The following is a 12,232-nucleotide window of genomic DNA, read 5'->3' as shown; positions in this document are numbered from 1 at the left end:
CGGAGGAAGACAGATGCCAGGAGCCACAGGCGGACAAGGCTCGGGGGGCGCGCGAGTGGGAACGGAAGGGGACAGTGCGGGGGCGTTGCGTGCGGTGCGGTCCCTGGTGGAGTTGGAGGAGACCGAGCAGGCCGCGCAGCTCTACGAGGAGATGGGGGCGGCCCAGCGCGAGCGGCTCCAGCAGCAGGCCGCGCGCCGTCCCGCCAAGGAGCGACGCGGGTTCGTGGAGGTGCTGCGGCGCGCCCGGGACTTCCTGGGCGCAGCCCGGCTGATGGACGGCAGCGGCGACGACGCCACGGCGGCCGACCTGTACCTCCAGAGTGGCCAGTACCTGGAGGCGGCGGAGGCGTGGCTGCGCGCGGGGGAGGCGGAGCGCGCCGCGGCGGCGTTCGAGCGGGCCGGCGCGCTGGAGCGGGCGCTGGAGGTGTACCGCAAGCTGGGCGCGCGTGAGTCCATGGCCCAGTGCCTGGCCCGGCTCAAGCGTCCCTTCGACGCGGCGGATGTCTACCGGGACCTGGGGCAACCCCACGCGGAGGTGGAGGTGCTCGGGGGCGTGACGCCCGAGGACCCGCGCTACGTGGAGGCCGTGCTGCGCATGTGCCGGCTGCTGGACGTCGAGGGGTTCACCCACCGGGCGCTCGCGGTGCTGGTGGACGCGATGACCAGCTCGGACGTGGCGCGCGCGGAGTCGTCCATGGTGACGGAGAAGGCCCGGCTGCTGCGGCGCATGGGCATGGACGCGGAGGCGGAGGCGGTGCTCGGGCGCCGCTCCACGCCCAGCACCATGCCGGTGGCCAACGGCTATCGCTTCCTCAAGGCCATCCCCATCTTCAGCGAGCTGTCGCTGGAGGACATGAAGGACCTCTACCGTCAGGCGCGCCAGGTGGTCATCGCCCAGGGGGCGGTGGTCCTCGAGAAGGGCGACCCCGGCGTGGGGTTGCTCGTGCTGCTCGAGGGCACCGTCGACGTCTTCAGCGGTCCGGAGGCGGACGCCCGGCACCTCAATACGCTGGGGCCGGGCGCCTACCTGGGGGAGATCTCCCTGGTGCAGGACGCGACGGTGTCCGCGCACGTCCGTGCGCGCACGTCCGTGCGCGCCCTCCGCATCAGCCGCGCGGCCTTCGAGCACTACCTCGACACGCACGAGGCCGCGGCGCTGCGCATCTACCGGCTCTTCACCCAGAACCTGGCGGCGCGGGTCCGGGCGCTGAGCGCCTGACGCGCGCGCCAGTCCTGTCTCTCAGAGCGAGATGATCTGCAGCGAGACGGCGCCGCCCACCTGGGTGAGTCCGCCCAGGCCCAGGCACGAGCTCAATCCCATGGACTGCACGGTGACGGTCTCGATGGCGGTGGCGCCCGCGAACTCACCGGTGATGATGGTGCCCGACATCACGATGATGTTGTTGAGGCCGATGAGGGTGCTCGTGGCGCTGTACTGGAAGGTGCTCGTGCTGCCCGTGTTCCAGCGGATGGTCTGCAGCCCCGTCGCCGTCCCGCCCAGGCACGACAGCTTGCCCAGGCCCTGCAGCGTCGCGGTGCCGGAGTCGATGGTGCTGCCCACGGTGGACGTGCACAGGCCGAACGTCGCGTTGCTCGCCACCGCCGTGTCCAGCGCCGCGGTGAAGGTCAGGCCCGGTGTGTAGGTGAAGGTCTCGTGGCCGAGCAGACACGACAGGTGGATCAGCGGAATCTGGGCCATCGCGGAAGGCGCGGCGAAGAGTCCCAGCAAGAGGCCCAGCTTCGACAGCCAGGCCCACTTCCTGCGCGGGATGTGGAGAACGGTGTTTCGGTGAGAGGGGATGGAGCCCACGGGACCTCCGGGTTCAAGGGAGGCTGAGGGATACGGACTCCTCGGCCCGCTGGCATCGGGCCCCCGAGGCTCGGGTGGCGTGTGCGTGACGACACTGCCCGCGCGTTCACCCGCAGGGGGCGGGGCTCACTTCCACTTGCAGCCCTTGATCTTCGCGCAGAACGCCGAGTTGGTGGCCGACTCGCACTTCATCGCCACGCCCATGCACATCCGCGACGCGTACGAGTAGAAGCACCCCGGCTGGCTGTTGCAGAACATGCCCGAGTACACGGCGCAGAACGTCGCCTTGCCCGTGCATTGCCCGTCGCTCGAGCCTTCCGGGGCGGTGGCCTCCGGCTTCGCGTCGCCCTCCGGCTTCGCGTCGCCCTTCGGCTTCGGCGCGGACTCGGGCTGCTTCGCGGTGCCCCCGGGGGGCGGCGTGGAGGCCCGCGCGCCAGGGGGCGGGGAGGGCTGGGCCGCCGTGGAGCCCGGGCCTTCCGCGCTGGCGGGACCGCACGCCAGCAGCCCCACCGCCACGAGCCCCACCCACTCTCCCAACCATCGCGTGCGGCGAACCATGTGTCGTCCTTTCCTCCGGGAGTCCGGCTCCTCCACGGGTGTCGAGGAGCGGCAGTCTATGGCGTCTGGCTCGAAGCGAGGGGCTTCGTCGCGTCCTCGCGACCGGGGTGACCCAGGGGGGTGGGTCCTTTTCGCGCAACGGTCATCGACGGGCGCCTGCTCGGCGGTTAACATGTCGTGATTCATGGCCAGGCAGGATGGCGCCGGAGATGATCCCGACCGGGGGAGGCGCATCGGAAAGTACGAGATCCTCACGCGCCTCTCGATGGGAGGGATGGCGGAGCTGTTCCTTGCGTTCACCTCCGGCCCCGGGGGCTTCCGCAAGTTCGTCGCCGTCAAGCAGATCCTCCCGGACATCAAGAAGGACGAGCAGTTCGTCCAGATGTTCCTGGACGAGGCGCGCATCACCGCGGCCTTCTCGCACGCGAACATCGGGCAGGTGTTCGACCTGGGCGAGGACGGCGGCGAGCTGTACCTGGCCATGGAGTTCCTGCCCGGGCAGAACCTGGAGCAGGTGGTCAAGGCCGCGTCGCGGCGCCAGTACCCGTTGCCGCTGGGTTTCATCGGCCGGGTGATTCGCGATACCTGCCTGGGCCTGCACTACGCGCACCACTTCACCGACCCGTCGGGCCGGCCCGTGGCCGTGGTGCACCGCGACGTGTCGCCGAAGAACGTCATGCTCACCTACGACGGCGTCGTGAAGGTGATCGACTTCGGCATCGCCAAGGCGCGCGGTCGGCTGGGGCGCACGCAGGTCGGGACGGTGAAGGGGACCAGCGGCTACATGTCCCCGGAGCAGGTGCGTGGCCACGCGATGGACGGCCGCAGCGACCTGTTCTCCGTGGGCGTGATGCTGCACGAGATGCTCACCGGGCAGCGGCTGTTCAACGGCCCCCACGAGGCCGCGGTGATGCTGCAGATCGTGGAGGCGAACATCACCTCGCCTCGCGCCGGCAATCCCGACATCCCGGAGGCGCTCGACGCGGTGGTGATGCGCGCGCTGGCGCGGGACGCCACGCAGCGCTTCACCAGCGGCCGGGAGATGGCGCGCGCCCTCGAGGCGGCGCTCGGCGCGGAGCTGTACGACGAGGACGGCATCACCCAGGTGATGGGCGAGCTGTTCGAGGAGAAGCGCCAGAAGACGCGCACGCTGCTCGAACTGGCCAGCCGCGCGGAGGACGCGCGCGTCAGCGAGGCGGCCGGCGCGCTCCAGCAGGACGACGGCAGCGAGCCGCAGGCCACCGAACAGCACAAGACCCCCCAGCGGGCCAGTGCGTCGGGCAGCGCGCCCAAGCCCACGCCCCAGCGCCGGCCCGCCGTGGGGACGGACCCGGCGGTCCAGACGCGGGTGGCGTCGAGTACGCCCACCCCCCGGCCCGCGCCCCAGCGCCGGCCCTCCGTGGGGACGGACCCGGAGCTCCAGACGCGCGCGGGCGCCGGAAGCGGGCCCAAGGCCGTGCCCCAGCGGCGCTCGCCGGGCGAGGCCGCGTCGGTGACGCCGCGCAAGCCCCGTCTCGCGCTGGAGGCGACGAACCCCCGTCCCGCGCGCCGCGGCGCGCCGGCGGACGAGGAGGACGTCGCCGAGGACGTCGAGTCCCAGGACGACGAGTCGAGCGACCTGTCCACGCAGCAGTTCCGCACCCGCCCCCCCCGTCCCGGCGCGCGCGCCACTGGGCGCGCCAGCGCGCGGGGGGCCGCGGAGCGCTCGGACACGCCCCAGCAGACGCCCGCGGCGAAGCCCCCGTCCCGCTGGATGGGACGGTTGGTGATGCTCGTCGTGCTCGCGGGGCTGGGCTATGCGGCGACGCTGCCCCTCGTCCGCGCGCAGTTCATGCCGGCCTTCGAGTCCGCCCGGGCCTGGGTGAAGGCGGAGCTGGACCCGCAGCCCGCGAAGGATCCCGCCCAGGACGCGGCCTGGCCGCCCCAGCAGAAGCCCGGGCCACCGCCTGGCTTCCCCGGCGCCCCGCCGACGCCGGACCCACGGCCCGCCGCCCAGGTCGCGGCCCAGGAGCCCACGCCCACCGAGCCGCCCGCCCCCGAGGCCGCGCCCGCGGAGGTCGTGGAGAAGCCCGCGCCGAAGGACAAGCCCCAGGTGACCGGCGCCTCCGGAGTGAAGACCGCGGCCGTCACCACGCCCGCCGTGCGGACGGGGAAGGAGGCCGAGCCGGCCTCCGCCACCAAGGCTCCGGGGCGGAAGGGCAAGAACGCGGGACCGAAGGAAAAGCCGGAGGACGAGCCGGTCACCACCGTGACGCAGGACCCGGACGCGCTGGCCGAGGTCATGGACACGAGCACGCCCAAGGGCGCCGCCAAGGCGGGGCTCGGGTGGATCTCACTGTCCACCGTGCCTCGCGCGGCGGTCTTCGACGGCTCCACCCAGCTGGGGACGACGCCGCTGCAGAAGTTCCCGCTCCCGGTGGGCACCTACCGTCTGCGGGTGGTGGACCCCACGTCTCCCGACGCGCCGAGCAGGCTCCTGGCCGCGCCCGTCAAGCCGGGCGAGGTGACGAAGCTCCAGGTCCGCCTCTCCGACCTCCCTCTCTACAAGGAGTGAGCGCCGTCCTTGACGCTGCCGGACCCCCTCACTAGGGTCCGCGCGTTCTTCCTTCGACGCACTGCGAGAAGGACCTCCAAGCCTATGTATTTCCAGGATCTGATCTTCACGCTCCAGAAGCATTGGGCCGACCAGGGCTGCATCGCGACGCAGCCCTACGACCTCGAGGTCGGCGCGGGCACCATGGCCCCCTACACGTTCCTCCGCGCGCTGGGCCCGGAGCCCTGGAACGTGGCCTACGTGCAGCCCTCCCGTCGCCCCGCGGACGGCCGCTTCGGCGAGAACCCGAACCGCCTGTTCCAGCACCACCAGTTCCAGGTCATCCTCAAGCCCGCGCCGAAGAACGTGCAGGAGCTCTACCTGGAGTCCCTGCGGAAGATCCGCATCGACCCGCTGGAGCACGACATCCGCTTCGTCGAGGACGACTGGGAGTCTCCCACGCTGGGCGCCTGGGGACTGGGCTGGGAGGTCTGGTGTGACGGCATGGAGGTCACCCAGTTCACGTACTTCCAGCAGTGCGGCGGTTTCGACTGCAAGCCCGTCTCCGCGGAGCTGACGTACGGGCTCGAGCGCATCTGCATGTACCTGCAGAACGTGGAGAACGTCTTCGACATCGAGTGGGTCAAGGGCGTGAAGTACCGCGAGGTGTTCCACCCGAACGAGGTGGAGATGAGCCGCTACGCGCTCCAGGAGTCGGACGCGGCCATGCTCTTCTCGCTGTTCGACGCGTACGAGAAGGAGTGCAAGCGGCTCATCGAGCGTCAACTGCCGCTGCCCGCGTACGACTTCGCGCTGAAGTGCTCGCACACGTTCAACCTGCTGGACGCGCGCGGCGCCATCTCCGTCACGGAGCGCGCGGCGTTCATCAAGCGCGTGCGCGACAACGCCCGCCTGTGCGCGGAGGGCTACCTGCAGATGCGCGAGCGGCTGGGCTACCCGCTGCTCAAGACGCCGTGGACGGTGGGGGAGCAGCCGCCGGTGCTGGAGGGCAAGTCCGCCAGCGAGTACTGGAAGACGGTCCAGCTCAACAAGCCGGTGGAGAAGAAGGAGAAGGCGGAGGTGGCCCGTGGCGCGTGATCTGCTGCTCGAAATCGGGGCCGAGGAGATTCCGGCGTCGTTCATCGTCCCCGCCCTGGAGGACCTCCAGCGCGTGGTGACGCAGCGGCTGGCGGACGCGCGGCTGAAGCACGGCGAGGTGCGCGTGTTCGGCACGCCGCGGCGGCTGGCCCTGTGGGTGAAGGGCGTGGCGGACGCGGGCGAGGACGTGGTGAAGGAGGTCCTGGGGCCGAGCGCGAAGGCGGCGTTCGACGCGCAGGGCAAGCCCACCAAGGCGGCGGAGAAGTTCGCCGAGGGCCTGAAGCTCTCCGTGGACCAGCTCGGGCGCGCCCAGACGGCCAAGGGCGAGTACCTGTCCGCGCGCGTGGAGGAGAAGGGCCGCCCGGCGGCGGACATCCTCCAGGAGGCGCTGCACGTCGCGGTGCACTCCATCAACTTCCGCAAGTCCATGCGCTGGGGTGACGTGGAGGCGTCCTTCGCCCGTCCGGTGCAGTGGCTCGTCGCGCTGCTCGGCGGCGACGTGGTGCCGGTGGTGTTCGGCGACGTGAAGAGCGGGCGGGTGACGTACGGCCACCGCTTCCTCGCGCCCGGTGCCATCGAGCTGAAGGCGCCCGCGGACTACGAGGCGGCGCTGGAGGAGGCGCACGTGGTGGCGGACGTGGCGAAGCGCCGCGCCCAGCTCGTGGAGAAGGTGACGGCGGCGGCGAAGGCCGTGGGCGCGTCCGTCATGGACGACCCGGCGTTGGTGGACCAGGTGACGAACCTGGTGGAGCTGCCCAGCCCGGTGGTGGGCTCCTTCGAGGAGCGCCACCTGGACCTGCCCGCGGAGGTGCTGGTGCAGGAGATGAAGAGCCACCAGCGCTACTTCTCGCTGGTGGACGGGGCGGGGAAGCTCCTGCCGCGCTTCATCGCCGTGTCGAACACGCCCGTGCGGGACGAGGCGCTGAGCCTTCGCGGCTACCAGCGCGTGCTGCGCGCGCGCCTGGCGGACGGCCGCTTCTTCTTCGACGAGGACCGCAAGACGCCGCTGGCGGACCGCGTGGAGAAGCTGGGGCGCGTGGTATGGCAGGGCCAACTGGGCACCTATCTGGAGAAGGTGGAGCGCTTCCGCTCACTCGCGGTGTGGCTGGCGGTCGCCGCGAAGCGGGCAGGGGAGAGCGCCACCATCGAGCGCGCGGCCACCCTGGCCAAGGCGGACCTCGTCACCGGAATGGTGGGGGAGTTCCCGGAGCTCCAGGGCGTCATGGGCCGTGAGTACGCGCGCGCCGGCGGGGAGCCGGACGCGGTGGCCCTGGCCATCTTCGAGCACTACCTGCCCCGGGGCGCCGAGGACGCGCTGCCCACGCAGGACGCGGGCGCGCTCATCGGCATCGCGGACCGGTTGGACTCGCTGTGCGGCATCTTCGCCATCGGCAAGGCGCCCAGCGGCGCGGCGGACCCGTTCGGCCTGCGCCGCGCGTGCATCGGCATCATCCGGCTGGTGCTGGGCCGTGGCTATCGCTTCAGCCTGTCCGCCGCGGTGGACGAGGCGCTGCGGCTGCTCGCCCCCAAGCTGGCCAACGTCAAGCGCAAGGCGGGCGAGCCCGCGCCGCGCGAGCAGGTGCTGGACTTCTTCCGCGGCCGCCTCAAGGCGCTGTGGGGCGAGCAGCACCGCACGGACGTGGTGGAGGCGGTGCTGTCCGCGGGCTTCGACGACCTGGTCACCGCGCACAAGCGGCTGGAGGCGCTCAGCCTCATCGTGGGCCGCTCGGACTTCCAGCCCCTGGCCGTGGCCTTCAAGCGCGTGGTCAACATCGTGGAGAAGCAGGGCCGCGACGTGGCCGGCGGACAGACCCAGGCGCAGAAGCTGGTGGACGACGCGGAGAAGCAACTGCACGCGGCCTTCACCCAGGCCCAGGGCCGGGTCGCCGGGCTCGTCCAGGCGGACGACTTCTCCTCCGCGCTCCGGGAGATCACCGGCCTGAAGCCCGCCGTGGACACCTTCTTCGACAAGGTGATGGTCATGGCGGAGGACAAGGACCTCCGGGAAAACCGCATCCGTCTGCTCACGGAGATTGGCGCCCTGTTCAATCAGGTGGCCGACTTCTCCAAGATCCAGGCGGAGGTCGCCGCGACGGCGGCCTGAGGGCCTCCCGGCGGTTGGCCGCCCCCCGAGGGATGGAGCACGTCCCAGGGGGGGCCATCCGTCGGGTGGCGTGCGCCCGGGAATGGATGGGCCCCTTTCCGGTTGCCCGGGGGGAGGCCCCTTCCTACACTCCGCCCCCCTCTGATGCGCGCCTATCTCGTCACCTCCGCGCTGCTGCTCGTGTCGTGTTCTGTCGGCACCGAGCCGCGGCCTCCTCCGTCCTCCCGCCTCGTCTACCCGAGCGGCGTCGCCTTCTGGCGCGCCGAGGGGAGTTCGACCACCAATGGCTTCCTGTACGTAGCGGGCGCGAACTTCGACAAGTGCTTCGACTCCGGCGCGGTGTCGGCGCTGGACCTGGACGCGCTGGGGCTGCGGCCGTTCGGCAAGGACTTCGCGGACACGGCGGAGGTCTCGGGCTTCCCGGCCCTGCTCACGGACCTGCACGTCGGGGCGACGTCGTTCGTCCTCATCGACAGCTTCGCGGGCGAGATGACGCTCTGGTCCCCGCCGGGCCGCTCGCCGCGCCTCTTCGTCCCCACGCGCGCCGAGGGCAGCTACCTGCAGGCCATCGACGTGGGGGATGACGGCTCGACGCTGGTCTGTGCCCAGAACGACGGGCGGGACTGCCGCGTGGACGCGCTGTCGCTCAACAACCCGCCGGGCGCGAAGAACGGCGAGCCGGGCGCGCCCGGTCCGCTGGGCGTGGCCGTGCGGCCCGAGGACCCGGAGGCCCGCGTCTGGGTGACGGCCACCGAGCTGGTGGGGCCGCCCGAGGCGACGACGGAGGACGAGCTCCAGTCGTACCTGGCGGACCTTCCCGCCGCGACGCCCTTCCGCGACGCGCTCACCACGGGCAACTTCGTGGCCCTGGGGGTCAACGGGCTCGAGCCGGGCGCCGCCCACGCGGTGGCGATCGGCACCCGCTACCTCTACGTGTCCGGGCGCAACTCCGCGACGAAGCAGTTCGGCGCGCTGCCGGCGCGCTTCACGCTGCGGCTGGTGGACCAGACGGACACCAGCCGCGTGCTGGACAGCGCGCTGACGGCCAGCTACGCCATCCGCGAGGCGCGCGGCGTGGCGGTGGTGCCCGTGTTCAAGGTGGACGACCCCTCGCAGGTGGACCCCAACCGGGAGCGCGTCTACCTGCTGGCGCGCGGACCGGACACGCTCCTGACCATCGACATCGAGAACGCGCTGGCGGACTTCCCCACGCTGCGGGTCGTCTCCTCCCAGTCGCTCCCGGAGGGCGCCAGCGAGCTGGAGGTCATCTCCCGCGGCGTCGGGCGCGGCAACCTCATCGCCGTCACCGGCAGCGGTGACGAGGCCGTCTCCATCTACGACGAGGAGCTGGGGCAGCTCGTCGCGCAGGTGCTGGTGGGAGACCAGGACCCGGCTCAGCCCAGCCAGCCCGTCGGTCTGGCGGCGGACATCCGCGGCAACGCGGCGCGCCTTTTCGCGACCACCTTCGGCGACGGTCGCGTCGCCGTCATCGATATCCCCAACCTCGACCGGCCGCAGGATGCGCGGCGGGTGGCGCTGCTCGGGACCCGGCAGTTGCGCGATTCGCGCCAGGGAACCAGCGTGTGCCAGGAGTCCTCACCGTGAAGCGCGGTACCCTCGCTCTGCTGCTCGCCTGCGCCGGCCTGTCCGGTGCGTGCTCCGACACCCAGGCCACCACGGGCTTCGCGGGCCTGTCCGGGACGTATGACCTGACGCTGGTCGGCAACCTCGTCTTCGTCACGTCCTCGGACCGCGACGAGCTCCAGGTGTTGAACCTGGCGTCGAACCCCCGTGAGTTCATCCCGGCGCCCAACCCGCTGGAGACGCTGGCCATCCCGGTGCTCGACCGGCCGGACGCGCTGACCCACGACATCGGCTACGACGCGGAGGGCAACGACCGGACGGGGCCCTTCGTCTATGCCCGCAGCGCGGGCGCGACGGAGATCTCCGTCGTGGCGGCGGCCCCGGAGCGGCTGGTGCAGATGGCGCGGCTCCAGGCGGGGAGCCTGGTCACGTCGTTCGCGGCGCGCGCGCCGGCGCTCCCGCCGGCGGAGACCCCGGACGCGCCCCCGGGGCCCAGCACCCTCTATTTCGCCATCCAGGACCCGGACTCGCCGTTCGGGCCGGACACGGGCGGTGCCCGCGTGCTGCGCCAGGCGCTGCCGGGGCCCGAGGCGCTGGACGCGGGGGAGGCGATTGCCCCCGCGGTGACGCTGTTCTGCCTGGCACCGGGCGAATCCGTCCAGGCGATGACCATCCTGCCCAACGACGAGTTCGTGGTGGCCACGCGCTCGGCGTCGGGCCGCGCGGGCCGCACGCTCGTCGTCACGGACACACATCCCACCTCGAACGTGGACTGCACCACGCCGTCCACCGCGACCCGGGATCTGTCCGCGGGCTTCGACAACGTGCCCGTCCGGCTGGTGGCGTCCCACCCGCGGGTGGTCGTCGTCGCCGACGACACGTCCACCACCGAGAACGAGACGGTGACGGCGCCCCCGGGCCAGTTCGTGTTCGGCGTGCGCGACGAGGTCGCCTGCTCCGGGGCGGCGGAGTGCACCGGCGTGCTCGCGGTGGAAACCGCGACCGGCACGCGCGCCACGGACCTGAGCGGCGCGCCCATGTTCGCCCTGCGGCCCACGGCGGGCCTGCCCACGGGCCTGTCGCTGGTCCCCAGCGCGCGCCTGTCCGTGGCCCAGGTCGACGCGTCGGGCGTCCTGAGTACGGCGCGCCTGGTGCGGGTGCCGCTGCTGGGCATCATGCCGTCGTCCAACGGCAGCATCTCCCTGTTCTCCGCGTGGGACCGCAGCGAGTTCGACCTGGACGACCGGGGCGCCCAGGTGAGCTTCGTCGCCCGCGACTCGACGGAGACGGACCTGACGGACCAGACCGTCACCGGCATCGTGGAGGTCGCGCAGAAGGTCGAGTACCCGTGCGTTCCCAACGACCCGTCCAGCCCCACCGTGACGCGCCGGACGCTCTTCGAGGGGTCGGTGGCCAACTCCCTCTATCGCGTCATCTTCGAGGGCATCTTCCCGTGGCTGGCCGACCAGCCCCGCGACATGACCACCCCGAGCAGCTTCGAGGTCCTCCAGCCGGACGAGTCCCAGAAGCAGGTGAGGGTGGGGGACGTCATCGTCCTGACCAGCTCCACTGTCGTCTGCACGACGGACCTCGTCGTCACGTCCATCCGGCCGGGCACCGGGGCCAACAAGGTCTTCCTGGAGACGACGACGCCCATCCCGGATGACTGCTCGCCGCTGCCCAACTTCACGGTGCGTGCCTCCGGCAGCCAGTCCTTCCTGCTGGTCGACGCGGACGGGAACCTGCTGACCCGCGACATCGAGACGGTCACAGGGGGCTACCAGATTCCCACCGCGTACTACTACCACCCGCCCAACTTCCTGAAGGACATCCCCCTGGTGGGGTCGAACAGCCAGTGCGGCGTCGTGCAGGACCTGACCGTCCCCGCCTTCCCCTCCACGCCTCCGCCCGTCGTGGTCAACGTGGCCGGCCGGGGCCGCCTGAGCCGGGGGGACCGCGTGGTCATCACCCTGACCTCTGGTGTCCGCACATACGTCTTCGGAGTGAACTCGACCTCGTCTTCGTCAGGGCTGTCCTTCTACACCCTGCCGGGACCGGTGGTCGCTCCGCAGGGGGGGAACGTGGGCCTGGCCTACATCGCGTACCCCTCGGCGGACGGCATCCTCCAGGTCAACCTGGAGCAGGTCGTCGACAACGTCCTCAACACGGTCGCCCTGGAGACGTTCGAGTAATTGGGCGGAGCGGTGTGCGTCTGTTAGAGTCCGGGTCATCCTGTACCGTCCGAGTCGAGACCGATGATCGATCAGAACTCCCGCCCCGCCCGCAAGGTTGGTATCGCCGACCATTTGTGGGAGACGTACGAAGACATGGCCCAGCAGATGGGCTCGGACCGCGATGCGCTGATCAACCAGGCGCTCTTCATGTTCGCGCGCCTCAACGGCTTCATCGAGGCGAGGTCCCGTCATGGCGAGGAGCACGTCGCCCCGGCGCCGGCTCCCGCCCCGGTGGCCGCGGCGCGCCCCGCGCCCGTGGCCGCCGCGCCCGCTGCCCGTCCTTCCGCTCCGCCCGTGCTGGCGCCCGCGCC

At 71.6% G+C, this 12,232-nt stretch carries 8 protein-coding genes and 1 pseudogene; 7 read left to right on the top strand and 2 right to left on the bottom strand.

The genetic code is table 11. The annotated features are described in order from the left end of the window. Nucleotides 1-13 precede the first annotated feature (13 nt). Entirely contained in the window at nt 14-1,219 is a 1,206-nt protein-coding gene (locus tag LZ198_RS36080; RefSeq protein ID WP_253976682.1) for a cyclic nucleotide-binding domain-containing protein, read from the top strand. Between the two features lie 21 nt (nt 1,220-1,240). Here LZ198_RS36080 and LZ198_RS36075 read toward each other — a convergent pair whose 3' ends face one another. Together LZ198_RS36075 and LZ198_RS36070 are read right to left on the bottom strand one after the other, a co-directional pair. After that, nucleotides 1,241-1,810: a hypothetical protein gene (locus LZ198_RS36075; RefSeq protein ID WP_253976681.1), complete on the bottom strand. Its 570-nt coding sequence runs from the start codon at nt 1,808-1,810 to the stop codon at nt 1,241-1,243. A gap of 126 nt (nt 1,811-1,936) precedes the next feature. Then, nucleotides 1,937-2,368, bottom strand: a complete 432-nt coding sequence (locus LZ198_RS36070; protein ID WP_253976680.1) for a hypothetical protein — start codon at nt 2,366-2,368, stop codon at nt 1,937-1,939. A 184-nt stretch (nt 2,369-2,552) separates the two neighbouring features. Between LZ198_RS36070 and LZ198_RS36065 the strand changes: the two genes are divergently transcribed. The 6 genes and pseudogenes from LZ198_RS36065 to LZ198_RS36040 all read left to right on the top strand — a co-directional run. Next, nucleotides 2,553-4,922 (top strand): serine/threonine protein kinase, encoded by a 2,370-nt coding sequence (locus LZ198_RS36065; RefSeq protein ID WP_253976679.1) that lies wholly within the window; start codon nt 2,553-2,555, stop codon nt 4,920-4,922. A gap of 84 nt (nt 4,923-5,006) precedes the next feature. Next, nucleotides 5,007-5,999 carry a glycine--tRNA ligase subunit alpha gene (gene glyQ / locus LZ198_RS36060; RefSeq protein ID WP_253976678.1) on the top strand — a complete coding sequence of 331 codons (993 nt, stop codon included), beginning with the start codon at nt 5,007-5,009 and terminating at the stop codon, nt 5,997-5,999. Next, nucleotides 5,989-8,103 (top strand): glycine--tRNA ligase subunit beta, encoded by a 2,115-nt coding sequence (glyS, locus tag LZ198_RS36055; RefSeq protein ID WP_253976677.1) that lies wholly within the window; start codon nt 5,989-5,991, stop codon nt 8,101-8,103. The genes glyQ and glyS overlap by 11 nt, the downstream gene beginning before the upstream one ends. A gap of 144 nt (nt 8,104-8,247) precedes the next feature. Further along, complete coding sequence (locus LZ198_RS36050) at nt 8,248-9,708, top strand: YncE family protein (RefSeq protein ID WP_253976676.1); 1,461 nt, start codon at nt 8,248-8,250, stop codon at nt 9,706-9,708. Further along, the gene (locus tag LZ198_RS36045; protein ID WP_253976675.1) at nt 9,705-11,879 is read left to right on the top strand and encodes a hypothetical protein; all 2,175 of its coding nucleotides are present in this window, start codon (nt 9,705-9,707) and stop codon (nt 11,877-11,879) included. Before LZ198_RS36050 ends, LZ198_RS36045 begins: the two co-directional genes overlap by 4 nt. Nucleotides 11,880-11,942: 63 nt before the next feature. Next, nucleotides 11,943-12,232 (top strand): annotated as a pseudogene (locus LZ198_RS36040) (FHA domain-containing protein); the annotation flags it as partial.

Source organism: Myxococcus dinghuensis (genome assembly GCF_024198235.1).
GTDB lineage: Bacteria > Myxococcota > Myxococcia > Myxococcales > Myxococcaceae > Myxococcus > Myxococcus dinghuensis.
The sequence above is the reverse complement of the archived record's forward strand: the minus strand, read 5'-3'. Positions and strand labels throughout refer to the sequence as shown.